Genomic DNA, 22,065 nt, shown 5'->3' with positions numbered 1-22,065 from the left:
ACCGGGCCTGACCCCGCCTCGAACCTGACCCCGCCTCGAAGTCGCGCACCGGGAAGCACAGCACCGGAGGCCTTCGCCGAAGCGGTCGGTCGTCGGAGCGGTCGGTCGTCGGAGCGGTCGGTCGTCGGAGCGGACCGGTTGGCCCGCCGACAGCCCGCGCTCCCCGTCCCGCCCGTCCCGCCCGACCCGGTCATCCGGGCCCGTCCGCGCCGCGGGCCGCCGCGCCCCGCACGGGTTGCGAGCGGCCGCCCCCGGCCCAACGGTGGACGTGGAGAGGACGGAGACGCTCAGGTACATGAGCGGTGACCACCGGAACGGACCGACACCGGTCGACGTCCTTCGCCGCCACCCGGCCGACGCCGGTCAGCGGCAACGTATACCCGCGAACAGGAGCAAGCCGTCATGGACATGAAACTCGAGGTCGTGGTGGTGCCGGTCACCGACGTCGACCGGGCCAAGGCCTTCTACGAGAAGCTCGGATGGCGGCTCGACGCCGACTTCACCGACGGGGAGGGCTTCCGGGTGGTGCAGATCACCCCGCCCGGCTCACCGTGTTCGATCATCTTCGGCACGAGGATCAGCGCGGCCTCACCGGGCTCCTCGGAGGGCCTGCACCTCGTCGTCTCCGACATCGAGGCGGCCCACGCCGCGCTCGCCGACCGGGGCGTCGAGGTGAGCGAGGTGTTCCACGACGCGGGCGGAGTGTTCCACCGGGCCGGAACCGAGGGCCGGGTCCCGGGCCCGGACCCGGAACGCCGGAGCTACTCCTCGTTCCTGTCGTTCAGCGATCCGGACGGCAACGGATGGGTGCTGCAGGAGATCACGACACGGCTTCCGGGCCGATGACCGGACTCCCGGCGGCCCCGGTCCGGGCCGCCGGGAACCCATGACACCTGGGGACCCGGGTCCGTTCGCGCCGAGCCTACGAAGCCGGCCGGGTGCGTCGCTCGTCGGACATCTCGTCGGACATGTCGTTTGACATGTCCTGGGGGAAGCCGATCCGCAGGACGAGCGCGGTGAGGGCGGCGGCGAGGACTACGGCCGAGGCCAGGATCAGGGCCTGGTGGTAACCGTGGTGGAGCAGTGGCGCGACGGCCAGGGGGCCGATGATCTGGCCGACGGAGTAGCCCGCGGTCAGCAGAGCCACCGAGCGGGGGAACCGCAGATGGGCCCCGGTGGCCAGCGCGAGGGTACCGATCCCGAGGAACGTCGCGCCGAACAGGAACGCGGAGACCAGCGCCGCCGCCACTCCTGCGACCAGAGCGGGCAGCGCGATGCCGGCGGCCTGGATCACGAGCGCCGCGAACAGCAGGTCGGGGCGGGACCAGCGGCGCCCCAGCCAGGCCCACAGCGCCGAGGACGGCACGGCCGCCAGGCCGACCAGCACCCAGGCGCCGCTGCCGATCCACCCCGGGGACGCCTGGTCGATCGCGGCGACCAGGAAGGTGCCGGCCACGATGTAGCCGACACCCTCCAGGGTGTAGCCGACGAACAGCGCGGTGAACCAACGGTGCGTACGGGCGGACCGCGTCGGGGTCACGGCCCCGGGGCCTGTGACCTCGGCGCGCGGCAGTTCGACGCGCAGGTTCCACGACAGGACGGCGAAGACCGCGGCGAGGCCCGCGGAGCCCCACCACGCGGCCCGCCAGTCGGCGACCGAGCGCAGGGCGAGGACCAGCAGGCCGGACAGGGCGATCCCCGCGCCGACTCCGCCGAAGGCCCAGCCGGGGAGGTGCGCGGGGCGGTCGCGCAGGTGACTGAGGAGTGAGCTGACGGCGATGACGAAGATCAGGGCGCTGGCCGCACCGGCCGTCAGCCTCAACGCGGTCCATCCGGCGGTGCTGTGCGTGAGGGGCATCGCCGCCAGCGTGCCGGTCAGCACGATCAGGGAGCCGCGCAGGACCTCGGGTGAACGGACCAGCGCGGGACGCAGGATACCGGCGAGCGCGCCCATCAGGTAGCCGACGTAGTTGGCGGTGGCGAGGTTCGCGCCTGCCCCGGCGGACAGACCCGCCTGAGCGTGCATCAGGGGAAGGATCGGTGTGTAGACGAAGCGCCCGACGCCCATGCCGACCGCCAGGGCCGCGGCCGCCTGTGCCACGTGGACCCAGGGGGAACCGAGCAGGCCGGCCGACCGGTCCTCGGAGCGTCGCAGGATGGTTGCGCTCATGAAGACGTCCTTGTGGGTGGGTACGCGGCCCTGGTGAGGTGACGCGTCGGGTCCGCCCGAGCGGGTCGGGTCCGGCCGGATCGGCCGGGGTACGAGGTGGCGGTCGCTCCGGGGGCGTGCTGTCGGATGTCCACGCCCTCATCCTGTGGCTACGGCCGGGGCGGACGCCACGACCGGCTTCCTCCCCGATGGAAGGCGCGGCCTCCCAACGACGGTGCGAGCGAGGCTCCCTGGCGACCGCGAGCACGAAACGCTGACGGCATGGCCGCCGACCCCCCGGCCACTGCGAGGCCGCACCTACCAGTGGGGAGGAAGCCGGTCGTGGCGTCGACCGCGTCGCAGGCCGCAGTCTGGAGACCTGGGGTTCGCCGCGTCCCGGCGACCCGCCGGCCGACGGGAAACATCCGTCACCGTCGGCCGTCACCGCGACCGTCGACGTCAGGAAGAAGGGCACAGCACCATGAACAGCCTGCTCGCGGCTCTGGGCGTGACGACGCCGGTTCTGGCGGCGCCCATGGCGGGTGGTGCCACGACCACCGCGCTGCTGGTGGCCGCGGCCCGCAGCGGAGGCCTCGGCTTCGTCCCGGCCGGTTACGCCACCGCTCGGACGCTGGCCGAGCGTGTCGCCGCGGCGCGTGCCGAGCGGATCCCGTTCGGCGTCAATGTGTTCGCGCCCAATCCGCTTCCGGTGGACCGCGCGGCCTTCGACCGCTACGCCGCGCTCGTCCGGACAACGGCCGACCGCCACCACGTCGACCTGAGCGGGCATGTCCCGGTCGAGGACGACGACGCGTTCGCGGAGAAGATCGGCCTGCTCGCCGAGGACCCCGTACCCGTGGTCAGCTTCACGTTCGGGATCCCCGAACGGGCCGTGGTGGCCAGGCTGCGTAAGGCGGGAAGCCTGGTGGCGCAGACGGTCACCAGTGTGGACGAGGCGCGCGCCGGGGCCGAAGCGGGCGTGGACGTCCTCGTGGTGCAGGCCGCCGCGGCGGGCGGCCACTCCGGCACCCTGACACCGCGGCTGCCGCCCCCCGAGGTACCGGTCGGCGACCTGACTGCCATGATCCGCCAGGCTGTCGGTCTGCCGTTGATCGCCGCGGGCGGACTCACCACACCCGACGACGTCGCCCATGTCATGGCGGCCGGGGCACAGGCCGCCATGGTCGGCACCGTGCTCCTGCGCACCGAGGAGAGCGGGGCCTCCCCCGTCCACCAGGCGGCTCTCGCCGACCCCGGGGGCCGAGGCACCGTGGTGACCCGGGCCTTCACCGGCCGCCCCGCCCGCGCCCTGCGCAACCGTTTCACCGATCTGTACGGGGACCAGGCCCCGTACGGATATCCGGCCCTGCATCATCTCACCGGCCGGCTCCGCGAACAGGCGGCCCGAGCGGGGGACGCCGACGCTCTGCACCTGTGGGCGGGCACCGGCCACCGGCAGGCACGCCGCGAGGGTGCCGGGCAGACCCTGGCGCGCCTGGCCGCGGCTCTGTGACGCGGTCGCTCCCTGTGCCGTCGCCCACTCAGGAGTCGCCGCACCGCTGGCTCGTCACCCCCTCAGGAGCCGCTCTACCGCCTTTCCCGCAGCCCATTTCCCGCAGCCCATTTCCCGCCGACCGCCTACCGCCCACCAGGCCCCCGGCCCGCCCCCACCACCGCGTTTGGAACCTCTCATGAACGAATCCCTCCCCCGCACTCCCGTCGACTTCTGGTTCGACCCGGTGTGCCCGTGGACCTGGCTGACCTCCCGCTGGCTGCTGGAGGTCGGGGAGGTCCGGCCTCTCGCCATCAGCTGGCACGTCATGAGTCTGGCCGTCCTCAACGAGGGCCGCCTCGACGAACTGCCCGAGCACCACCGCGTCCTGATGGGCCAGGCCTGGGCACCGGTACGCGTCCTGATCGCCGCCGCCCGGGCGCACGGACCCGCCGTACTGGAGCCCCTCTACACCGCGCTCGGTACTCGCTTCCATCTGCGGGAGGAGCCGAGGACGCGCCCGACCATCGAGGCCGCGCTGCGCGACGCCGGACTGCCCACGAGCCTCGCCGACGCGGGTGACACCGACGCCTACGACCGGGAGCTGCGTGCCTCCCACCGCGAGGCCATCGACCTCGTCGGGTCCGACGTGGGCAGCCCCGTCATCGCGGTGCCCGGACCCGGCACGGGCAAGGTCGCGTTCTTCGGTCCCGTTGTCACCCCGGCTCCCCGGGGCGAGGAGGCCGCCCGTCTGTGGGACGCCACACTGACCGTCGCCTCCACCCCCGGCTTCTACGAGATCAAACGGACAAGGACGGTCGGCCCGCTGTTCGATTAGGCAGCCGGGCCGGCCGTGCCCGAGCGGCCCACACCCGGCCACGGCGCGCGCACGTCAGCGCAGGACCGTCTCGAAGACCATGCCGAAGAATGTGTCGAAAGCGGCGGCGGACTTGGTGGCGCGGGCCTCGATCAGGCTTCCCTCCCAGGCGTTGCAGAGGAAGCGGGCCGTGGCGTCAGGATCGAGGTCCGCCCGTACGGCACCGTCGCGGCGGGCCTCCGTCAGGGCCGCCGCGAGCGCGCCGTTCCACGACCGCAGGCTGTCCGCGACGGCCGAGCGGATCTCCTCGCTGTGGTCGACCACGTCCGTGGCGAAGTTGCCGAACATGCAGCCTCGTGTGAAGTCCCGGTCGACGACCTCGTCCCGCAGGAACTCGAAGTGCCGGCGAATCCTCTCCAGCGGGGGCGACGTGGTGTCGGCGAGCATGTCCTGTCGGCGCTCGGCCCCGTAGAGCCGCAGGGCCTCGACAGCACACTCCTCCTTGCTGGAGAAGTGGTTGTAGAACGACCCCTTCGGCGCTCCGGCGGCGTCGGCGATCTCTTTGATGCCGGTGCCGTGGAAACCGCGCGTGTGGAACGTCTCCAGCGCGGACGCCAACAGGTCGTCACGCTTGGACGGCTTGGGCACGGCGCGACACCTCCTCTGTCCTGCGGGCCTCCCAGGGACGCCCAGGCAGTCAATATGACCGGACACTTTACCTGGACACTACACCTCGGGCGAGGTTCCGCTCCGCGGCGCCGCGACGGCCGTACCCCTCAGAAGATCTGCGCGAAACACCCGACCGAAATGACCACCACGGCCGCGATCGCCGTCAGGCCCTTGAGAATCCTCGATGCCTTCATTGGGTTCCTCCCTCGTTCCTCTCTCCGTATCGCGATCCCTCACCCCGGCCGCCCGGGGCTCCACCTCGCGCGACCATCACCGGTTCGCCTGGTGACGATCCTTGCCGTCCCTTGCGTCACCTGTCAAGGTGGTGACGCACAGGGTTCGGTGCGACCACGGCGCGGGCCGCGCGCGACGCGGCCACGGAGGAGTGACATGAAGAGCAGCAATCCGGTCTTCTCCCGACGGGGGTTCGCGCGCGACGCCGGCCGCGCCGAGCGACATCCCCGGCAGCAGACCGTCGGCGCGCCGGCCGGAGCCTCGGCCGGACTCCCGGCCGGCGCCGAGCCGTACGGGCCGCACACGGTGAACCCGTACGCCGATCACGGCTCGCGCAACCCGCGACGCCTGTCGAAGGACGCTCCACCACAGGACCGTTCCCGCGTCGGCGTGACGGCCGACGGCGCCATGACGATCGACGACGTGGTGGCGCGCTCGGCCCTGACGCTCGGCACGGTCGCGCTCACCGCGGTGCTCTCGTGGGTCATCCTGCCCCTGCACGACGTGGGCACAGGCCGGTCGTACGGCATAGCGGCGGGCGCGGGCCTGCTCGCGTTCGCCCTCTCGCTCGTCCAGTCCTTCAGGCGCGAGCCGTCACCGGCCCTGATCCTGGCGTACGCGGCGTTCGAGGGCGCCTTCCTCGGCGTGATCTCCCACGCGACCTCGGCATACATCGCTCCCGGTGCGGTCGTCCAGGCGGTCCTCGGCACCCTGACGGTCTTCGCCGGTGTGCTGATCGCCTACAAGTTGCGCTGGATCCGCGTCACGCGCCGCTTCCACGGCTTCGTCCTGGCCTCGGCCATGGGCTTCCTGCTCCTGTTGGTGGTCGACCTGGCGGCTTCGGTGTGCGGCGGCGGCGACGGCCTCGGCTTCGACAGCGGGGGTCCCGGCATCCTCCTCGGGACCGTCGGCATCGTCCTCGGCGCCTGCTTCCTGGCGCTGGACTTCAGGCAGGTCGAGGACGGCGTCGCGTACGGCGCTCCGCGGAAGGAGTCGTGGCTCGCGGCGTTCGGCCTCACGGTGACCCTGGTGTGGATCTACCTGGAGGCGCTCCGCGTACAGTCGATCTTGATGCGGCAGGGCGACGACTGACACCGCCCCGCGACCCCGCACGCCCTCCCCCTCCCCTCCACCCTCCGGTCACGCGGGACCCTCGTACGCGCGCACGGAGCCCCTACAAGCGTCCGGCGCCTGACCGGCCGGTGGTCCTGGCACCTGGCACGGGCGCGGCCGAGCGTGACAGGGTCGGTGGTGATCGCGGACAGTCGGAGAACGAGGGTGAAGGGGAGTTCGTGGAGACCCAGATGTGGAACGCGCTGGCCGACTCGATGAAGGGGGCCTACGCGGCGGGGCTGGCCGAGGGCGCCGTACCGCGGCCGGTCATCATGCCCCTGGTGCGGGGCCGGCTGGTCGGGCTGATCTGGGTGCGCCCGCTCAAGTCCGGCGAGGACGCGCTCACCGGCATCGCGCAGCTGTCCAACATCGCGGCGGCGGCCGGCGCGGACGAGGTCGTCCTCGCCTGGGAGTCCCATGACGTGGCCACCGCGTGCGAGCTGCCCCTCAGCGGGCCGGCCCCGTGTCTGAACATGGTCCACGCCACACAGGACGGCCATGTGCTGCACCAGTTCCCCTACGAGGAACGGGTCCTGGCCCGCGACCCCGAGGGCGTCACCTCGATCGATCCCGACTGGCGGGACGCGCCCGCGCCGCGGCCCGGCGGCGAACTCGTGCCCCCGATCCAGGCCGCGGTCGAGTTCTCCTTCGTCCCGATGGAGATGGACCATCCCAACCCGTTCGGCGTGACCGTCGTCCTCATGGAGGAGGACGGCTACAAGGTGCGCCTGACCGAGGCGTGAACCGCGCCGCGCCGATCCAGCCGCGCAGGGGCGGGTCCGCGCGCCGTCACCGTCGCCGCCGTCATCGTCGCGGTGCCTGGCTCAACGATCCCGTCTACGAGGACCGATACCGCGCCGCGCCGATCAGCCGGCACGTGACGTCGTTCGTGGCGCTGCGGTCCGCCCGGCAGCCAGGGCACGTCCAGGGTGACCGGACGTTCGGTCACGGTCACGACGGTTGCCCCAGGGGGGTGGGCTCGGCCGGAGCGGGCGAGCCCACCGGGCTGACGCCCGGCACGCCGGCCGCGCCGCGGCCTGCGATGCGGCAGCCCAGGCAGCCGCGGTGACCGCGCCGGGCGGAGGTGTCACGGACACGCCAGTGCTGTTCCGTCACAGGGCGTGGTCCGGTGGCCTTTCCCCAGCCCGCCAGGTGGAGAAGCCAGGTGGTGAGGGCGGCCAGGACGACGACGGCACCGCCCAGCCAGAGCCCGGTGGCGGATCCGGCCGCGAGGGCCACCGCCGTCACCGCGCAACCGGTGACGGCTATGGTGGTCCCGGCCCAGCCCGCGACCGTGTGGCCCAGATCATGGTCTCCGTGCATGCCCACTTCTGCTCCTCGGGAAGGCGGGTCGGGTGAACGGTTCGGCGGACACCCGACGCGAACTATCTTAGCTCGCGAGATAAGTAACTTAGACACTAAGGGGATGCGTGGTGAAGGGCAAGCAGCGCCCGGCGGCGACGGCCGGCCAGGCGCTCTACGCGATGGACCGGATGATCGCGACCGCGCAGTTCGGCCAGCAGGACATCGCACGGCGGCTCGGCCTCAACGTCACCGATCTCACCTGCCTGGGCTTCGTCATCGAGGCCTCCACCGCGGGCCGGACACCGGCCGCGGGCGACCTCGCCGAGCTGGCCCGCCTGACCACCGGAGCGATGACGGGCGTCCTCAACCGGCTGGAGAAGGCCGGCTACATCCGCCGCCAGGCCGACCCCCAGGACCGGCGCCGGGTCCAAGTGGTCATGGAGGAATCCGCCCAGGAGCGCATCCTCCAGGTCTACGGCCCCTTCTACGAACGTCTCGGTGCCCTGTTCGCCGACTACACCCCGGACGAGATCGCCGTACTGGCGGACTGGCTCACCCGCGCCAAGGCCCTGCTCGGCGACTCCCTGGACGAGATCGGCCGGGAGCCGTCTTCGGAGTCGTCCCAGGAGTAGCCCCAGGAGCAGTCCTTCTTGCCCCCGGCCGCTGAGCGCCGGACCACGCCGACCGGACCACGATGACGCCCGAAACACCCGTGGGCGCTGTGGCCGCCATGGCCGCCGCGGTGGGGATCAGCGGGCGCGCGTGCGGCTCGACGCGGTCAGACGTCCGCGACCGTCGCGGTGACCGGGGTGCCGATCTCGACCGTGCGGCTGACCGTGCAGAGCCGCTCGTGGGAGGCGGTGACCGCCCTCGGGAGAATCGCTCGGGCCCGGTCGCCGGGCGCGCCGTCGGGGAAACGGACGGTGAAGGTGACCGTGAGGTCGGTCATCCGGTTGCCCAGCTCGTCACTGATCTTGTCGCCGGTCACCGTGACGGTGAACTCGGTGGGCTCCGCGTGGCGGGCGGTGGCGACATCGACATCGGCCGCGGTGCATCCCCCGATCGCGGCGAGCAGCAACTCGACCGGGGTGAAGCCGGTGCCGTCCTCGGGGCCGGAACCGGTACCGAGGCCGGTGCCGAAGCCGATCGTGCCGCCACGGACGTTCGTCGCGGTGAAGTGGCCGGTACGGGTCCGCTCGATGCTGACGGAACGCGGGCTGTCGTCGGTCATGCCGTCGACAGTAGTGCCGGGTGCCGTCGGCTCGCGCGAGGAGTGCCGACCCGCTGCTTCGCGGGGTTCGCGGGGTTGGTTGGAGCCTTCGTCCCGTCCTTCACCCGTCGTCCCGCGGTACGTCGTAGGACGTCTCGGGCCGGGCCACGCACAGCGCCCAGATGATCAGCGCGGAGAAGGCCATCATCACGACGGACCAGACCGGGTAGTACGGCAGGGACAGGAAGTTGGCGACGATGATGAGTCCGGCGATGACCACGCCGAGGACACGCGCCCAGAACGCCGCCTGGAACAGACCGAGGCTGACGACCACGGCGACCGCCCCCAGGACGAGGTGGATCCAGCCCCAGCCCGTGAGGTCGAACCGGAAGACGTAGCTCGGGGCCGAGACGAAGACGTCGTCCTCGGCGATCGCCATGACGCCCCGGAAGAGGTCGAGCAGTCCGGCGATCATGAGCATCACACCCGCGAAGACCGTCAGGCCCCCGGCCCATTGCTGCCTGGTCGAGCGTGTGTGTCCGTGCCCGGTGTGTGTCGCGGTCATCGTGCTCCCTCGTCTCCTGTCGCCGGGTCGTTCCGTGCCGTCCGGTGGATGGGGCGTCGGCTGGTGGGGCGTCGGCTCCTCATCGGTCCGAAGGGCCGTGGCCGCTCAGGACCAGCTCCTTCGCCCTGCGGAACTCCTCGTCCGTGATGTCCCCGCGGGCGCGGATCTCGGACAGCCTGGCGAGTTCGTCGACACTGCCGGACCGGGATGCTCCGGCCGCGGTCTCCCGGATGTAGGAGTCGAAGGCATCCTGCTGGGCGTGCGCCTGCTTCAGCTCCCGCGTGCCCATGTTCCTGCCACGGGCGATCACGTAGACGAGAACGCCCAGGAAGGGCAGCACGATGACGAACACCAGCCAGCCGGCCTTGGCCCAGCCGCTCAGTGTGTCGTCGCGGAAGATGTCCACGATGACCCGGAAGAGCAGGACGAACCACATGACCCACAGGAAGAACCAGAGCATGGTCCAGAAGATGCTCAGCAGCGGATAGTCGTACGCGAGGTACATCGGCTCGCTCATGTCTCTCTCCCTCCCGGGGCGTGTGCCCGGCAGTCGTTGCCGTCCTCAGCATGCGCACGGCCCGGACCGGGCGGCCTCACCCGAGGCGGGTGAGTGGAGGTGCCTCCGACGCGACCACCACGGTCGGGCACCGGACCGGCGACGCCCGGACCGGCGACGCGCGGACCGGCGACGCGCGGACCGGGCGAATCACGGACCGGCGCGCGACGGCCGTGCTCACAACGGTGCGGCGATGCCGCCCTGGTGCGCGGCGGCCGCCCTGCGCAGTGCGGCCCGCCACGCGAGGGCGACGCCGAGTTCGACCAGACCGAGCAGCACGAGCCACAGGCCGAGCAGCCGGGTCAGCGCACGGGCCGACTCGATCGGCAGCGCCAGCACCACGACACCCGCGGCGATGCCGAGCGCGGCGGCGGCGAGGACGACGCCGCGGTGCGGCAGGTCCCGGGTGGCGAGGGCCGTGTAGGCGGTCAGCATTCCGGACACCAGCCAGGCGACCCCGACGATCAGGGAGAGCGCGGCGATGGTCTGCATCGGATTCCGCAGACAGAGCACGCCGGCCAGGACGAACAGCAGGGCGAGAAGGAGCCCGGGAAGCCGTTCACCCTGTTCGCGCCGGGAGAAGGCCGCGACGAAGCGGAAGACCCCGATCACGAGCAGATACAGACCGATGAGAACGGCCAGGACATGCAGGCTCTCGTTCGGCCAGACCAGCACCAGGACGCCCGGCACCAGCGTCGCCACCGCCGAACCCAGAATCCAGGTCCACGCGCCGCCCAGTGCCGCCAGCAGCTCCGCGGGGTCGCCCCCCGCGGTGGGCGCCGGTCCGCCGGGCCGGTGTTCCGGCCCGGCGGACGGCGCCGAACCACGCGGTACGGTCATGGCTCCTCCTCGCACGATCGAGCAGGTCGCCGCCGGACCGCCGGCAGGCGGGCGCGCGGCAACCTCACCGGGCCAGCGTGCCCCGCGGCGGCGGCCACCGGATCACCCGCGGCGGGTGATCCCTTCCGGCCGCCATGGCGATGAGGTGGGGGCTGGACGGGCCGGCCGCCCGGCTCCCGGCGAACCGAACGACGGGACACGCGATGAGCGATCCAGCGGATTCCCGGGCCGACCGCGTCCGGCCGCGGAGGGGCCCGTACCGGCGGGGCCCGTACCGGCGGGGCCCGTACCGGCGGGGCCCGTACCGGCGGGACCGACCGAGGCCCGGCACCCGGTGGACGAAGGCCGTGGTGGTGGCCCGGGCCTTCCTGATCGCGGCCGGACTCGTCACCGCCTACTACCTGCTGCCCCTGGACGGGTACAGCGCCCGCGGCACCTCGGTGCTGCTGCTGTCCGGTCTGCTGGCGGTGGTCCTGGTCTTCGTCTGGGAACTGCGGACCATCATCCGCTCGCCCCACCCCCGGCTGAAGGCCGTCGAGGCCCTGGCCGCCACGCTGGTGCTGTTCCTGGTGCTCTTCGCCAGCGCCTACTACCTGCTGGACCGCTCCGCCCCGGGCTCCTTCACCGAGCCGCTGTCCAGGACGGACGCCCTGTACTTCACGCTGACCACGTTCAGCACCGTCGGTTTCGGCGACATCGCCGCCCGCTCCGAGACGGGCCGGGTGATGACGATGCTGCAGATGGCGGGAGGACTGGTCCTGGTGGGCTTCGCCGCGCGCGTGCTGGCGAGCGCCGTCCAGGCGGGGCTGCGGCACAGGGGGCCTGTCGGGCACGAGACCGGGGACACCAAGGACGCCGGGGACGCCCAGGACGCCGGGGGCACCGCGGATTCCGAAGCCGAGCCGGAGAAAGAGGCGTAGGCGTGGGCGATCCGTCGACGAGGCCGGGAACGAGCGCGCCGCGCCGGAGACCAGGGCGTCCGGGCACCGGACCGGCCGCGAAGGGCCACAGCCCTGCCGCCGGCGTTCACTCGGGCAGCTGACGCATCTCCAGGACGCGCAGTCCCAGCGACTGACAGCGCGCCAGCAGACCGTACAGATGGGCCTCGTCGAGGACGGGCCCGAACAGGACGGTCTGACCGGACATCACCACGTGCTCCATGTCCGGGAAGGCCTGGGCCAGCGTCTCCGACATATGTCCGTCGACACGGATCTCGTAGCGCATCAGCTGCTCTCCCGCGGGCGGCCCGGGGCGGACGGACGACGCCCTACCCGTGATCCTCCGCCTCGGCGCGCGGGCCGCCCTCACCCTCAGCAGGTGACCCGACGCCCGTCCGCCGGCCCCGAGGGTCACAGCAGTCGCAGTTCGCGCGCACGGCGCACCGCTTCGTTGCGCCGGTTCACCGCGAGTTTCCGGTAGACGCTCTTGAGGTGGGTCTTCACCGTGTTCACGGACACGTAGAGGTCGGCCGCGATCTCCTCTGTGGACATCATCTCGGCCAGCCGCCGGAGAACGTCGAGTTCGCGTCCGCTCAGTTCCTCGACGACGAGCGCCGGAGGCAGGGACGGAAGCCGGGACGGATCGCCGCCGTGGGTCGGACCGGTCTGGAGCCAGCCCTCGGCCAGTGCCTGGAGCGGCGCCTCGCCCAGCGCTCGCCCGATCCAGGGTCCGGCGTCGAGAAAGGGACGCCGCAGCCGCTCGCGGCGGGCCTCGACGAGCGCCCGGGCGACGAGCCCGCGGGCGGTCACGGGGTCCCCCGCCTCTTCCGCGGCCTGGGCCCGTACCAGCGTGGCCCGCACGGTCAGGGCGGGACCGGTCCGGCCCGTCCGTTCCTCCAGGTGAAGACGGTCGAGGATCCCGATCGCCTCGCGGCGGTGGCCCGCCGCGAGCTGGACGCGCGCGGCCTGCACCGCGCAGGCCGTCTGGCCGTCCGGTACCCGGCGCAGCGCCTCGGCGGCTCTCTCCGTACGTCCCTCGGTCAGGTGAACGGCGGCGGCGACCAGCGCCGCGTGGCCCTCCGCCCAGGGTGAGACCACGGCGGCGGGGATCGTGGCGGACGCTGCCGTCAGCGCGGCTCCCGCCCTGCCGCGGGCCAGTAGCAGACCGGCCGCCGCGAGGGACCGGCCCGCAGCCGTCACCGGGTCCCGGGGCCCGCGCCCGGCGTCGGCCGTCTCGTCGAGGAGTGCCTGGGCCCGGTCCAGTTCGTCGCGGTCGACGGCCACGGCCGCCAGCACCAGCCGCCCGAGGGCGGAGCCCGACGACCGGTGCGGACCGCGGCGCTCCGTCCCGGTCGTGGCCGCCAGGGCCCTGCTCTCCGCCCGGCCGAGCCAGCCGTCCAGATAGTCCATGAGTGCCAGGTGCGCCAGGGACTCCTCCCGGGGCAGCCCGGCCGAGGCCGGACCGCACGGGTCGGCGACCGTGGACAGGACGGCGCGCGCCTCCTCGAAGCGTCCCGCCCACAGAAGCGTCGAACCCAGATGCGTCAGGAGCAGGGCGGAGAGCTCGGGATGCCGCTCCAGGAGGTGGGCGGGGACCGCCTGCCGCAGTTCCTCGGCGGCCACCGCCGCCGTCCGCGCGTGCGCGGGGGAACCGGCCAGCCGGGCCGCCAGCGCCTCGAGCAGAGCGCAGCTGAGCCGGGCCGGGCCGAGGCCCGGCCCGTTCGCGGCCGGACCCTTCTGGGCCGCGCCCTCCGCTGCCAGGCCCTCCTGGGCGTGACGCAGGTGGGCCAGGCCTCGGTCGAGGTCGTGGCGGGAGAGGTCGCGGGCCGCCCGTACGAGATCGGTCGCGGGGCCCGTGGCCTCGGGCCCCATACGGGAGAACAGCTCGGTCAGGTCCTCGGAGCGCAGGCCGGTGAAGAGCTGCCCGATGGCCAGGTCGTCGACCAGGGCGGCGGCGGTGAACTCCCAGTCGCCCGCCGCGGCCCCGTGCGCGAGTGTCTCCGGGAGCGATCCGGACCGCCGCAGCCAGCGCGCGGCGCGCCGGTGGAGTTCGGGTTCGAGTCCGGGAGAGCGGACCCTGAGATGGGCGCGGAGGATCTCCCCGAACAACGGGTGGAGGCGGTACCAGGAGTGTCCGAGGCTCTCGACGAACGCGTTCTCGCGGTGCAGCCCGGCGAGGATGGGCTCGGCGTCGGCGCGCTCCGTCAGCGCGTTCGCCAGTTCCGGGCAGAAGCGCTCCAGGACGCTGACGCGCAGCAGGAGGTCCTGGGTCTCGGCCGTGCGCCGCTTCAGCACCTCGGCCAGGAGGTAGTCGGCGACCGTGCTCTGCCCTGCCTCGAACTCCTTGAGGTAGGTCTCCGGATCGGGGGCCTCCCGCGCGGCCAGGGCGCACAGGCGCAGGCCCGCGGCCCAGCCCCGGGTGCGGTCCACGAGTGCGCGTACGGCGGCCGCGGGCAGGTGCAGACCGTGCGTGTCGAGGAGGGCGGACGCCTCCTCGGGGGTGAAGGCCAGCTCGGCGTCGCGTATCTCGGTCAGGTCCCCGGCGGCGCGATGGCGGTGCAGCGGCAGCAGCGGTTCGGTGCGGGTGACGAGGACCAGGCGCAGGCCCGGCCCGGCGTGGCGGAGCACGAACTCCAACTGCTCGGCGATCTCGGGGGCGGTCACCCGGTCGTACTCGTCGAGCACGAGGACGGCGGGCCGGTCGCGGCCGCTCAGTTCGGCGGCGAGGCGGGCCGGCAGTTCGTGGTCGACCCCGCTCGCGTCCGTGGGGCGGGGGATCTCGCGGGGCACCGGCACTCCGGAGGCCTCCAGGGCCTGGAGGAGGTACGCCCAGAACATCCCGGGGCCCTGACCCGCCGCGTCGGTGGTGAGCCAGGTGACCGGCTGCCCGAGGCCGGCGGCCCAGTCGGCGACCAGCAGGGTCTTGCCGGCCCCGGCCGCTCCGTTGACCATCGTCAGGGGTGTCAGGAGCGCCTCGTCGAGGTGCGCGGTGAGACGGTCCCGGCGCAGGAAGGTGGCGGATCTGGTGGGCAGGGCGAACCGCGTACGCAGAAAGGGGTCGCCCAGCGGATCGACATGCGCCGGGGCCGGGCCCGTACCGTTCTCGTCGAGGGCAGCCACGGCGCTCACCACCGTTTCCGTCAGGTCATGGGCAGCGTTCCCTCCCTCACGATCCGACCCGTGCAACCCTCTCGCAACCTGCCGGATGGTGGGATGCACGGTGGCCTGCCCCGCTCTCCGCCACGGCCGGCTCCCGCCCCTGTCACCGTTCGTCCCCGACCCGACGGAGAACCCCGATGGACGTCGTCCCGCGCGTAACGCTCACTCCGGCGGCCGCCGACCTGGTGCGGCGGTTGCGGGCGGTGCACGGCCCGCTGATGTTCCACCAGTCCGGCGGCTGCTGCGACGGCAGTGCGCCCATGTGCTTCCCGGCGGGCGAGTTCCGCACCGGCGGCTCCGACATCCTGCTCGCGGAGCTGGAGGTGGAGGGGGTCGACGAACCGGTGACGTTCTGGATGTCGAAGAGCCAGTACGAGCTGTGGAGTCACACGCGGCTCACCGTCGACGTCGTCCCGGGCCGGGGCAGCGGCTTCTCGCTGGAAGCACCCGAAGGGGTGCGCTTCCTCATCCGCTCCCGCGTCGTCGGCTGACAGCCACCGCCCTTCGCCGCACCCTTCGGTGGGACGCGAGGCGGGCGCGCGAACCGGCCCCGCGGCCGCCGGGAACGGCAACCGTGCGCGCCCTCGACCACCGCGGCGACGGCGCCGGACGCCTGATGTCTCACGGCAGCGGGGTCTTCACCCGCACCTGGAATCAGGGATGCAGACTGCTCACGATGTCCGCCGTGGCCGTGAGCCCGTTCTGGATCGTCGGCGCCATGCTGCTGCCCGACAGGAAGAAGCCGAGCAGAACGCACACCACCGCGTGCGAGGGCTTCAGCGCGCCGTTGCGCAGGAACACCACCGCGAGGATCAGCAGCAGTACCACCACAGAGATGGAAATGGCCATCGTCAACCTCCTCCGCCACGTCGACACCGCGGCTTCCGGCGCAAGTGTCGCGTAGCGGAGGGTTCGTCCGGGCGGCTGACGTGTCCTCCGAACGTGTGGTGTCTATGCCCGCTCGTGCGGCTGTTCGCGTGTCCGTTCGTGCGTGTCGAGGAACGTCTCGAGTCCGGCGAGGTCGTCGGTGTTGAAGTAGTCGACGCCTGCGGCCAGCAGTTCGCCCCACAGCGCGTCCCGGGCCGGTCCCGCGAGGTCGGGTGTGGCCCAGAACCGAACCTTCTGCCGGCGCGCGTGCGCCGCCGCGATGATCTCGCGCAGCTTCGCACGCTCCGCCTCGGGGAACGGACCGTCCCCGAGCCAGGTGAAGTTGAGTGTCCAGTTGTCGCTGATGAGCGGGACGAAGGACGCGGTCGCCGCGCTGCCGAGGTCGGTGAGCCGGCCGTCGTAGAAGGCACGCCGCAGGCTCTGCGCCTCCATCGGGGTGCGGGCGGCGCGGTCGCCTGAGATGACGGCCGTGACCGGACCGGGGTGCACCCGGCCGTGCGCGTAGGTCGTGAACAGGTGCGGGTAGCGGCGCAGATGACGGTCGAGTTCGAGGTAGGTCGAGGAGCCCTCGGTCTTGATGTCGATCAGGAGTTGCAGCGGCCTGCGGTAACCCCGGTACACGGAGCCGTGGTTGGCCCTGACCCGGGAGACGAGCGGGTCGAGGTAGAGCGCTTCGAGTGTGCGGGTCGGGTCGAGATCGACCGGGTCGTGGGCGACGAGGAGCTGGCTGCCGACGAGGTAGATGTCGGCCTCGACGCTCCCGAACCGGTGGGCGAGGGCGTCGAACAGGGGTCGCGAGTGGTCGTAGTCGTTGTGGGCGTGGGCGCGCCACAGCGGGCGCCCGCCGTGCCCCTGCTCGTCGGCTCGGGCGTGCACGGCGGGCAGTGCGACGGCGCCCGCGAGGGCGGCGCCGAGGGTGGTGAGGGCTCTGCGACGGGTGGTGTGGGCCATGCTCTGCCTCCCTGGAAGTGCCGTACCGGATACCGGCGAGTATGAGGCGCGCGAAAGCCCAAGGTGCGGTGCCACGTGGGGAGTTGGCCGGACTGCCGTCATGGGTTCACTTCTTCGCGGCGGCACACACCGAGAAGCCCGCCCCCGGTGGGACGGGCTTCACATGAACCGGGCGGTCAGGGCGCCTGGAGGTCGACCAGCCGCGCCAGAGCCTCGCGGTGCGCGCCCGCCGTACCGTAGGCGATCGAGTCCGCCTTGGCGCGCTTCAGGTACAGGTGGACCGGGTGCTCCCAGGTCATGCCGATGCCTCCGTGCAGCTGGAGTGCCTCCTCGGCGGCGTGGACGGCGACCGGGGCCGCGTACGCCTGGGCGACGGCGACCGCCACGGCGGTGTCCGAGCTGTCTGCCGCGAGCGCGTCGGCGGCGTTGCGGGCGGCGGCCCGGGTGTTGACGACCTCGAGCCACAGCTGCGCGAGCCGGTGCTTGAGCGCCTGGAAGCCACCGACGGGCCGGTTGAACTGCTTGCGCTCCTTGAGGTGGCGGACCGTCTCCGTCAGGCACCAGTCGGCGAGGCCGAGCTGCTCCGAGGCGAGCAGTCCGGCACCGGCCGTGAGGGCCCGGCGTACGGCGGGTCCGGCGTCGCCCAGCCGGCGGCCCCGCACCCCGTCGAGGGTGACCGTGGCGAGCGGCCGGGTGAGGTCGAGAGAGATCTGCGGTACGACCGTGACGGCGCTCGCGTCCACCGCGTACAGGCCGCCGTCCGCCGCCGGGACCAGCAGCACGCCGGCCGCCACCGCGTCCGCGATCCCGGTCAACTCGCCGTACAGCAGGCCGCCTTCGTCACGTACGGTCCGGTGGGCACCGTCCGGAGCCGCGGAGAGGGCGACGGCGAGCGCGCCGACGGTCCGTCCGGAGGCCAGTTCCGTCAGCAGGGCGTCGGCGTCCTCCCCCGGGCAGGCCAGCAGCGCCTCGGTCGCCACGACGGCGCTCGTGAGATAGGGCACGGGAGCGACGGCTCGGCCCAGCTCCTCGAGGACCACGGCGACTTCACGGTGGGTGGCGCCCTGGCCGCCCTGTGCCTCGGGCACCAGCAGACCCGCCAGGCCCATCCCGTCCGAGAGCGCCTTCCACAGCGCGGGGTCGTGGGGCGTGTCCGACTCGGTGCGGGCGATGACACGGCCGGCGTCGCAGTGGTCGGCGAGGAGGTCGCGCACGGCGGCGCGCAGCGCCTCTTCCTCCTCCGAGTACAGCAGATCGGGTTGCGTGCCCTGCGTTGTCATCGGGCGAGGTCCTTCCACGCGACGTCCTTGTCGGTGCGCGGCTCGGACGGCAGTCCCAGCACGCGTTCGGCGACGATGTTCAGCAGGACCTCGCTGGTCCCGCCCTCGATGCTGTTGCCCTTGGAGCGGAGGTAGCGGTAGCCCGCGTCGCGGCCGGTGAAGTCGACCAGCTCGGGGCGGCGCATCGTCCAGTCCCCGTACAACAGGCCTTCCTCACCGAGGAGTTCGACCTCCAGACCGCTGATCTCCTGGTTGAGCCGGGCGAAGCCGAGCTTCAGGCCGGAGCCCTCGGGGCCGGGCTGCCCCGCGACGAGCTGCTGGCGCAGCCGCTCGCCGGCGAGCCGGCCTGCCTCGGCCTCGACCCACAGCTTCAGCAGCCGCTGGTGCAGGTCGTGCGTGCGTAGTTCGGGCCGCTCGCGCCAGGTCTTCGCGACCGGGCCGATCATGCCGCCCTCGCGCGGGATGCGCATGCCGCCGATGGACACGCGCTCGTTCATGAGCGTGGTCTGCGCGACCCGCCAGCCGTCACCGACCTCGCCGAGGCGGTGGCTGTCGGGGATGCGTACGCCGGTGAGGAAGACCTCGTTGAACTCGGCCTCGCCGGTGATCTGGCGCAGCGGCCGTACCTCGACGCCCGGGTCGGTCATGTCGCAGACGAAGTAGGTGATGCCGCGGTGCTTGGGGACGTCCGGGTCGGTGCGGGCGATGAGAATGGCCCAGCGGGCGAGATGGGCGCTGGACGTCCAGACCTTCTGGCCGTCGACCACCCAGTCGTCGCCCTCCCTGACCGCGCGCGTACCGATCGCGGCCAGGTCCGATCCGGCGCCGGGCTCGCTGAAGAGCTGGCACCAGACCTCCTCGCCGACCCACAGGGGCCGCAGGAAGCGCTCCTTCTGTTCCCGGGTGCCGAAGCCGAGGATCGTCGGCGCGGCCATGCCGAGGCCGATGCCGATGCGCCGGGGGTCGTTGTCGGGTGCGCCCGCGGCCTCCAGTTCGGCGTCCACGACGGCTTGGAGGGTGCGCGGGGCGCCGAGGCCGCCGAGGCCCTCGGGGTAGTGCACCCAGGCGAGTCCGGCGTCGAAGCGGGCCTCCAGGAAGGCGGTCCGCCCGGTCTCCAGGGGCGGGTGGGCGGCCAGCAACTCCCTGGTGCGGCGGCGCAGTTCGGTGGCGTCGGGCGCACCGCCCCGGTGTGCGGCGTCGGTCATGCCGAGGCTCCGTTCTCGAGCGAGGGCAGCACGGCGACCCGGCCCGTGGTGACACCGTCGGCGACGCGCTGCACGGCCGCTGCGGCACCGGCCAGCGGCACACGCTCGCTGACCAGCGGCTTGATCGAACCCCGCGCGGCGAGTTCGGTGAGCTGCTCGTGGCAGTGCTGTATCAGCTTGGGGTTCTTGGTGCCGTACAGGCCCCAGTGCAGACCGAGGATCGAGTAGTTCTTCACGAGTGCGTGGTTCAGCGCCGGGCTGGGGATGGACCCGCTGGCGAAGCCGACGACGACGATCCTGCCCTCGAAGGCGACGACCTTGGTGGACTGGGTGTAGGCCTCGCCGCCGACCGGGTCGTAGATCACGTCGGCGCCCCGGCCGCCGGTGGCCTCCTTCACGGCGGCGATGACGTCCTGGCCGCGCCGGTCGACGACCACGTCGCAGCCCAGTTCCCGGGCGACGGCGACCTTGTCGGCTCCGCCGACGACTCCGATGACGGTGGCCCCGGCCGCCTTGCCGAGCTGTACGGCGGCACTGCCGACGCCGCCCGCGGCCGCGTGCACGAGCAGCGTCTCGCCCGCTTCGAGGCGGGCCCGCCGGTGCAGACCGAACCATCCTGTCTGGTACCCGATGTGCAGGGCGGCCGCCTCCGCGTCGTCCAGGGCGTCGGGGGCGGGCAGCAGGGCGGCGGCGTCCGCGACGGCGTACTCGGCGAATCCGCCGTGCGGCAGTGCGGGGTTCGCGAGCACGCGGCGCCCGTCCTCGGTCTCGCCGCAGATCTCGACACCGGGTGTGAACGGCAGCGGCGGCCTGACCTGGTAGTGCCCGCGGCACATCAGCGCGTCCGGGAAGTTTATGTTCGCCGCGCGCACCTTGAGCAGGACCTGTCCGTCACCGGGGACCGGCCGCTCCACGTCCTGGAGCCGCATCACCTCGCCCGGTTCGCCGAGCTGGTGCACTTGCCATGCCTGCATGCGGGGCCTCCACGGGACTGCTTCGTCTGACCGGGGTCGCTCGCATACTAAGCGGTCGCTTGCCGATCAGGGAACCGTCTCGTCCGTCACGCGCGCGAACGGGCCGTGTCACTGGCGGGTCGGCCGGGCCCGTACGTGCATCCGCTCCCCCTGCGGCCCGAACAGGCTCAGGAACTCCACCGGCCCCTCCCCCGTCGACCCGAACCAGTGCGGAACACGCGTGTCGAACTCGGCGGCCTCTCCGGCCCCCAGCACCACGTCGTGCCCGGCCAGCACGAGCCGCAGCCGCCCGGAGAGCACGTACAGCCACTCGTAGCCCTCGTGGGTCCGCGGGTCCGGGTCGAGCTCGCGCTGCGGTTCGAGCACCTTGTAGGCCTGCAGTCCGCCGGGCTGCCGCGTCAGGGGCCAGTGCGTGCGGCCGTTGCGGACGATCGGTTCGGAGCGGACGCGCGGGTCGCCGACCTGCGGCGCGCCGACCAGTTCGTCGAGCGCCACCTGGTGGGCGCGGGCGATCGGCAGCAGCAGCTCCAGACTGGGCTTGCGCAGCCCGGACTCCAGTCGGGAGAGGGTACTGACGGAGATCCCGGTCGCCTCCGACAGCCCGGCCAGCGTGGCACCGCGCTCCTTCCTGATCCGGCGCAGCCGGGGTCCGACGTCGGCGAGGACTTCATCCGTGGTCATACGGGTATTGCAGTTTCGGCAAAGCCGTTTGTCAATCCGCGGGCGGCCGGGCGACGGTCTCCTCGGAGGTGGTCACCATGACCGACACATACGAGGCCGTCGTGGTCGGAGGGGGCGCGGCCGGGCTGTCCGCGGCCCTGGTACTGGGACGGGCACGGCGCCGGACGCTCGTCGTCGACGCGGGCGAGCCCCGCAACGCGCCCGCCGCGCACCTGCAGGGCTATCTGACCCGGGACGGCGTGCCGCCCGCCGAGTTCCTCGCCCTGGGACGCGAGGAGATCGCGCGCTACGGGGTCGAACTGGTCCGGGACCGGGCCGTCGACGTGATCCGGACCGGCTCCGGGGAGTTCCGGGTGACGCTCGCGTCCGGGCGGACGGCGTCCGCGCGACGGCTGGTCCTCGCCACCGGGCTGGCCGACGAGCTGCCGACGGTGCCGGGTGTCGCCGAGCGCTTCGGGCGGGACGTGCTGCACTGCCCGTACTGCCACGGCTGGGAGGTCCGCGACGAGGCCTTCGGAGTGCTGGCCAGTACGCCGATGGGTGTCCACCAGGCGCTGATGGTCTCCCAGTGGTCGAAGGACGTCACCCTCTTCCTCCACCAGGTCGCCGAGGAGGAGGTGTCGCGCGACGACCGGCGCCGGCTCGCCGCCGCCGGGGTCACCGTGGTGCCGGGTGAGGTCGCCGCGCTCGTCGTCGAGGAGGACCGGCTCACCGGGATCCGGCTCACGGACGGCTCGGCGCACGCCCGTTCGGTGCTGTTCGTGGCTCCACGCGCCGTCCCCCGCAACGGCCTCTTCGAGCGCCTGGGAGCCGAACTGCGCGAGACCCCGTTCGGCACGTATCCCGTGGTCGACGAGACCGGGCTGACGAGCGTGCCCGGTGTCTGGGCGGCGGGCAACGCGGCCGGCTTCGCGGAGCAGGTGGTGAACGCCGCGAGCGCCGGGTACCGGGCGGCCGCCACCCTCAACGGAGAGCTGCTCCTCGCCGACCTCGACGCCGTCTCGCGACGGGACTGAACGCCGGGGTGTGGACCGGCCGT

At 72.8% G+C, this 22,065-nt stretch carries 24 protein-coding genes; 9 read left to right on the top strand and 15 right to left on the bottom strand.

What is annotated here, in order from left to right:
* Positions 1 to 402 precede the first annotated feature (402 nt).
* Positions 403 to 846, top strand: coding sequence for a VOC family protein (locus ABZV34_RS10160; protein WP_356273157.1), 444 nt, complete (start codon positions 403 to 405; stop codon positions 844 to 846).
* A gap of 76 nt (positions 847 to 922) precedes the next feature.
* Here the strand turns inward: ABZV34_RS10160 and ABZV34_RS10155 are convergent, their stop codons facing one another.
* A complete protein-coding gene (locus ABZV34_RS10155; protein WP_356273295.1) occupies positions 923 to 2,068 on the bottom strand; it encodes a YbfB/YjiJ family MFS transporter in 1,146 nt (381 codons plus the stop codon).
* A gap of 562 nt (positions 2,069 to 2,630) precedes the next feature.
* Here ABZV34_RS10155 and ABZV34_RS10150 point away from each other — a divergent pair.
* Together ABZV34_RS10150 and ABZV34_RS10145 are read left to right on the top strand one after the other, a co-directional pair.
* Positions 2,631 to 3,662: a nitronate monooxygenase gene (locus tag ABZV34_RS10150; protein WP_356273155.1), complete on the top strand. Its 1,032-nt coding sequence runs from the start codon at positions 2,631 to 2,633 to the stop codon at positions 3,660 to 3,662.
* Positions 3,663 to 3,840: 178 nt separating this feature from the next.
* Positions 3,841 to 4,479 (top strand): DsbA family protein, encoded by a 639-nt coding sequence (locus ABZV34_RS10145; protein WP_356273153.1) that lies wholly within the window; start codon positions 3,841 to 3,843, stop codon positions 4,477 to 4,479.
* Between the two features lie 54 nt (positions 4,480 to 4,533).
* Here the strand turns inward: ABZV34_RS10145 and ABZV34_RS10140 are convergent, their stop codons facing one another.
* Complete coding sequence (locus tag ABZV34_RS10140; RefSeq protein WP_356273151.1) at positions 4,534 to 5,106, bottom strand: TetR family transcriptional regulator C-terminal domain-containing protein; 573 nt, start codon at positions 5,104 to 5,106, stop codon at positions 4,534 to 4,536.
* Between the two features lie 411 nt (positions 5,107 to 5,517).
* Here ABZV34_RS10140 and ABZV34_RS10135 point away from each other — a divergent pair, with 411 nt between their 5' ends.
* Entirely contained in the window at positions 5,518 to 6,453 is a 936-nt protein-coding gene (locus tag ABZV34_RS10135; RefSeq protein WP_356273149.1) for a Bax inhibitor-1/YccA family protein, read from the top strand.
* Between the two features lie 200 nt (positions 6,454 to 6,653).
* The gene (locus ABZV34_RS10130; RefSeq protein WP_356273147.1) at positions 6,654 to 7,217 is read left to right on the top strand and encodes a hypothetical protein; all 564 of its coding nucleotides are present in this window, start codon (positions 6,654 to 6,656) and stop codon (positions 7,215 to 7,217) included.
* Between the two features lie 208 nt (positions 7,218 to 7,425).
* Here the strand turns inward: ABZV34_RS10130 and ABZV34_RS10125 are convergent, their stop codons facing one another.
* The gene (locus tag ABZV34_RS10125) at positions 7,426 to 7,803 is read right to left on the bottom strand and encodes an HGxxPAAW family protein (protein WP_356273145.1); all 378 of its coding nucleotides are present in this window, start codon (positions 7,801 to 7,803) and stop codon (positions 7,426 to 7,428) included.
* Positions 7,804 to 7,907: 104 nt separating this feature from the next.
* Between ABZV34_RS10125 and ABZV34_RS10120 the strand changes: the two genes are divergently transcribed.
* Positions 7,908 to 8,411: a MarR family transcriptional regulator gene (locus ABZV34_RS10120; RefSeq protein WP_356273143.1), complete on the top strand. Its 504-nt coding sequence runs from the start codon at positions 7,908 to 7,910 to the stop codon at positions 8,409 to 8,411.
* Between the two features lie 146 nt (positions 8,412 to 8,557).
* Here ABZV34_RS10120 and ABZV34_RS10115 read toward each other — a convergent pair whose 3' ends face one another.
* The 4 genes from ABZV34_RS10115 to ABZV34_RS10100 form a co-directional block, all read right to left on the bottom strand.
* Positions 8,558 to 9,010 carry an OsmC family protein gene (locus ABZV34_RS10115; RefSeq protein ID WP_356273141.1) on the bottom strand — a complete coding sequence of 151 codons (453 nt, stop codon included), beginning with the start codon at positions 9,008 to 9,010 and terminating at the stop codon, positions 8,558 to 8,560.
* A 100-nt stretch (positions 9,011 to 9,110) separates the two neighbouring features.
* Complete coding sequence (locus ABZV34_RS10110) at positions 9,111 to 9,554, bottom strand: hypothetical protein (RefSeq protein ID WP_356273139.1); 444 nt, start codon at positions 9,552 to 9,554, stop codon at positions 9,111 to 9,113.
* A gap of 79 nt (positions 9,555 to 9,633) precedes the next feature.
* Entirely contained in the window at positions 9,634 to 10,071 is a 438-nt protein-coding gene (locus tag ABZV34_RS10105) for an SHOCT domain-containing protein (RefSeq protein ID WP_356273137.1), read from the bottom strand.
* Positions 10,072 to 10,287: 216 nt separating this feature from the next.
* On the bottom strand, positions 10,288 to 10,950 hold the full coding sequence (locus tag ABZV34_RS10100) for a DUF308 domain-containing protein (protein WP_356273135.1): 663 nt from the start codon (positions 10,948 to 10,950) through the stop codon (positions 10,288 to 10,290).
* 347 nt (positions 10,951 to 11,297) lie between these two features.
* Between ABZV34_RS10100 and ABZV34_RS10095 the strand changes: the two genes are divergently transcribed.
* Positions 11,298 to 11,870 carry an ion channel gene (locus ABZV34_RS10095; RefSeq protein WP_356273133.1) on the top strand — a complete coding sequence of 191 codons (573 nt, stop codon included), beginning with the start codon at positions 11,298 to 11,300 and terminating at the stop codon, positions 11,868 to 11,870.
* Positions 11,871 to 11,976: 106 nt separating this feature from the next.
* Here ABZV34_RS10095 and ABZV34_RS10090 read toward each other — a convergent pair whose 3' ends face one another.
* Complete coding sequence (locus ABZV34_RS10090) at positions 11,977 to 12,174, bottom strand: hypothetical protein (protein WP_153291916.1); 198 nt, start codon at positions 12,172 to 12,174, stop codon at positions 11,977 to 11,979.
* A gap of 125 nt (positions 12,175 to 12,299) precedes the next feature.
* A complete protein-coding gene (locus ABZV34_RS10085; protein ID WP_356273131.1) occupies positions 12,300 to 15,017 on the bottom strand; it encodes a LuxR C-terminal-related transcriptional regulator in 2,718 nt (905 codons plus the stop codon).
* A 167-nt stretch (positions 15,018 to 15,184) separates the two neighbouring features.
* Here ABZV34_RS10085 and ABZV34_RS10080 point away from each other — a divergent pair, with 167 nt between their 5' ends.
* A complete protein-coding gene (locus ABZV34_RS10080) occupies positions 15,185 to 15,538 on the top strand; it encodes a DUF779 domain-containing protein (RefSeq protein ID WP_356273129.1) in 354 nt (117 codons plus the stop codon).
* Positions 15,539 to 15,701: 163 nt separating this feature from the next.
* On the opposite strand, the gene ABZV34_RS10075 is transcribed toward ABZV34_RS10080, so the two are convergent.
* From ABZV34_RS10075 to ABZV34_RS10050, 6 genes are all read right to left on the bottom strand, one after another.
* Positions 15,702 to 15,896: a hypothetical protein gene (locus ABZV34_RS10075; protein ID WP_148008049.1), complete on the bottom strand. Its 195-nt coding sequence runs from the start codon at positions 15,894 to 15,896 to the stop codon at positions 15,702 to 15,704.
* A gap of 102 nt (positions 15,897 to 15,998) precedes the next feature.
* Complete coding sequence (locus tag ABZV34_RS10070) at positions 15,999 to 16,886, bottom strand: phosphatidylinositol-specific phospholipase C/glycerophosphodiester phosphodiesterase family protein (RefSeq protein ID WP_356273127.1); 888 nt, start codon at positions 16,884 to 16,886, stop codon at positions 15,999 to 16,001.
* A gap of 176 nt (positions 16,887 to 17,062) precedes the next feature.
* Complete coding sequence (locus tag ABZV34_RS10065) at positions 17,063 to 18,166, bottom strand: acyl-CoA dehydrogenase family protein (RefSeq protein WP_356273125.1); 1,104 nt, start codon at positions 18,164 to 18,166, stop codon at positions 17,063 to 17,065.
* Complete coding sequence (locus ABZV34_RS10060) at positions 18,163 to 19,371, bottom strand: acyl-CoA dehydrogenase family protein (protein WP_356273123.1); 1,209 nt, start codon at positions 19,369 to 19,371, stop codon at positions 18,163 to 18,165. Before ABZV34_RS10060 ends, ABZV34_RS10065 begins: the two co-directional genes overlap by 4 nt.
* Positions 19,368 to 20,345, bottom strand: a complete 978-nt coding sequence (locus ABZV34_RS10055) for an NADPH:quinone oxidoreductase family protein (RefSeq protein ID WP_356273121.1) — start codon at positions 20,343 to 20,345, stop codon at positions 19,368 to 19,370. The genes ABZV34_RS10060 and ABZV34_RS10055 overlap by 4 nt, the downstream gene beginning before the upstream one ends.
* 108 nt (positions 20,346 to 20,453) lie before the next feature.
* Positions 20,454 to 21,026: an XRE family transcriptional regulator gene (locus tag ABZV34_RS10050; RefSeq protein WP_356273119.1), complete on the bottom strand. Its 573-nt coding sequence runs from the start codon at positions 21,024 to 21,026 to the stop codon at positions 20,454 to 20,456.
* Positions 21,027 to 21,103: 77 nt separating this feature from the next.
* On the opposite strand from ABZV34_RS10050, the gene ABZV34_RS10045 reads away from it, so the two are divergent.
* A complete protein-coding gene (locus ABZV34_RS10045) occupies positions 21,104 to 22,042 on the top strand; it encodes an NAD(P)/FAD-dependent oxidoreductase (RefSeq protein WP_356273117.1) in 939 nt (312 codons plus the stop codon).
* The last annotated feature ends 23 nt before the right edge of the window (positions 22,043 to 22,065 follow it).

Source organism: Streptomyces sp. NPDC005195, from assembly GCF_040608315.1.
Classification (GTDB): Bacteria; Actinomycetota; Actinomycetes; order Streptomycetales; family Streptomycetaceae; genus Streptomyces; species Streptomyces kaempferi.
This window is presented reverse-complemented; position numbering and strand designations above follow the sequence as displayed.